This window comes from Clostridium gallinarum (assembly GCF_014836325.1).
Taxonomy (GTDB): Bacteria; Bacillota; Clostridia; order Clostridiales; family Clostridiaceae; genus Clostridium; species Clostridium gallinarum.
The window spans coordinates 1-2647 of sequence record NZ_JACSQZ010000118.1; the positions used below are offsets into that span (position 1 = coordinate 1).

Annotated in this window: 2 protein-coding genes and 1 pseudogene; all 3 read right to left on the bottom strand. The window is 20.6% G+C overall.

The window, feature by feature from the left end:
• Positions 1–114 precede the first annotated feature (114 nt).
• On the bottom strand, positions 115–1566 hold the full coding sequence (locus H9660_RS16020; protein ID WP_191751369.1) for a YncE family protein: 1452 nt from the start codon (positions 1564–1566) through the stop codon (positions 115–117).
• Between the two features lie 22 nt (positions 1567–1588).
• On the bottom strand, positions 1589–1858 hold the full coding sequence (locus H9660_RS16025) for a putative Se/S carrier protein (RefSeq protein ID WP_191751370.1): 270 nt from the start codon (positions 1856–1858) through the stop codon (positions 1589–1591).
• Between the two features lie 71 nt (positions 1859–1929).
• Positions 1930–2647 (bottom strand): annotated as a pseudogene (locus tag H9660_RS16030) (hypothetical protein); the annotation flags it as partial.

Below are 2647 nucleotides of genomic sequence, written 5' to 3' on the forward strand. Positions count from 1 at the left end.
CTATAATACTATAGTAAATTCCTATTTCTTTACTATAAGAAAATTTCATTTTCATTTTTTCATTATATTTAACTATTAGAGCTTTACTGAATTTTTTTAACATTTTACACCTTCTTAATTTAACTTTATATTCGAAGAGGGTAAATAAATAAGTTCTTCTTTTGTTAAATATGTCTCAATAATAGAAATAACATCAAACATTATAAAATTTTCATTAATATATGGTTCAGATATAAGATTACTACTTGACCTTATGTTAAACTCTAATTCATTAACACTTTCATTATCAGATATATAAAGTGTAGCTTTTTGTTTTCCATTTAAATTACCTTTAAAAATTATCTTTTCATTTTTAATATTTGTACATTTAATATAATATGGTATATTAAATTTAAAGCTAAAAATTATATATTCATTATTATCTTCTATATAATCCCTCATCTTACTTTCATCAATAATTATACATTTATCAAAATTAATATTTTCTATTTTTACTTTTTCATTTGAATTTATTTCTATCATTTCTTGTTGAAATATTATTTTTTCTTTATAACTTGATAGTATTTTTTTAGCTAATATAATAGTTTCTTTTTCATTATCTTTATTTTTATCATAATTAGTAAGTTTAACTTTTTCATCTACATATGTACATTCCTCTATAATTCCAATATCATAAGGAACAGTATTGTTTTCATCAAAATAAAAAGTATTTTCAACCTTATTTATCTCTAAATTTATTAAATCTAAAGCACCTTTTCCTTTAGAATCTGTACTAGTTACTAATAAATGTTTTTTATTTTTAGATATCTTCATTTTTTGAGGATATTTAAATGTAGTCTCTATGCTTTTTATCAAATTATTTTTTATAATATCTATTCGTCCTAGCCCCTTATTAATAGCATATATATAATCTGAACATTTTTCTAAGTACGTTATTTTGGATCCTAACGGTAATTCTATCTTTATAATTTTATCACTATATAAATCTACTTTTAGTATATTGGAATAATATCTTCCACTTTTTATACCTATGTCAGAAATATACATATATTTATTATCTTCACTTATTATAATATCATTAGGACATGTACAAATATCACTATACTTTTTAATTAAATTTAAAGATATTGAGTCATAAACCTGTACTTCATTTTGTATAATATCAATAATAAAAACTTTACTTCCATCATTACTTATTTGTATACTATCAATAGCTGAAAATTTATCTATTTTACTTATAAGTTCAAAGCTATCTAAACTATAAATACATAACTCATCTGTATTGGATACATATATTCTATCTAAAAGAGAATCCACCTTAAAATGACCATTATTAGGTATTTTAACAGTTTTTTTAGATTTAGATAAATGATTGATTATAAAAATTTTTTCATCTCTATCTGTAGCAATATAAACATTGTTTTTATTATCTATATCTATATCACAAGATCTTAGACCAATTTCAATTTTACTAATTAATCTAAAATCTTCTCCATTAATAATAGATATAGTATTTGTACCCAAATTAGATACATAATAAATATTTTTATTAACTAAACTACTCATGGATTCTCCTTTCCTCTCAATTTTACTCTACTAATTCGTAGTCTTCTTTTTTTCCATCTTTTGTTATCTTGAAAACAGCTGTTGGATATATATTATTTCGTTCTAATTCTATTTTAATATTTTCCTTATCCTCTTCTTTTATTTTTAATGCTTGAGTACAACTTATATTAACTTTATTAGGTGCTGTAACTAATTTAGTTTTAATTTTCTTTAGTCTTAGTCTATCATACATATATAGTGCTCTATAATGAGAAGTAAACACTATTATATAATCATATTCTTCTAAACTCATATTATTTTCTCCAATAATTTTTATAATTTATTTCATTTTATGCTATTTCTATTTATAAAGTACATAATAAATTAATTCCTTCTTCTCAATAATCGCTCCATTACAGATTGATTCCTTTCTATTTCTAATTCTATATTTAGTTTTTTATTTTCATCTATTAAAGAATTTATTTCCTGTTTTAATAACTCTCTTTCTTCTGTAAGAACTCTATTAGTATTATCTAAATCTTTATTTATATCATCTTTCTCATATAGCTCTTTATTTATCTCAGCTAATTTTTGATTTAACTCATTTATCTTATTCTCATACTCTTTTATTTTGATTTCTAAGTTTATTCTTTCTTCTTCTAAAACACTTAATTTTTCACTAGTTTTTTCATATTCATATTGATTTTTTTCTTCTTCACTTAATTTTTTTTGTTCTATAATACTTATTTTTTTATTTAATTCTTCTATTTTTTTTATATATTTATCTACTTCTTCTTTCTCAAAGGCTCTTTCATATATTTTTTTCTTATAATTTTCTATTTCTTCCTTCAGTTTAACTTCCATGCTAATTTTCTCTTTTTTTAATATTGAAACCTCTTTAATTAAAGAATCATTTTCATTTTGAATTTTTTTTTGTAATTCTAAAAAAATATTACTATTTTCCTCTGCTTTTCTTTTTTGTTCTAATGCTTTAATAACTTGATCCTTATGCTTTTGTATTACTTTTTGATTTTTTTCTAAACTTAAATTTAAATTGTTTATCCTATCTGTTAAGACTTTATTTTCTTGTTTTAACTTATAT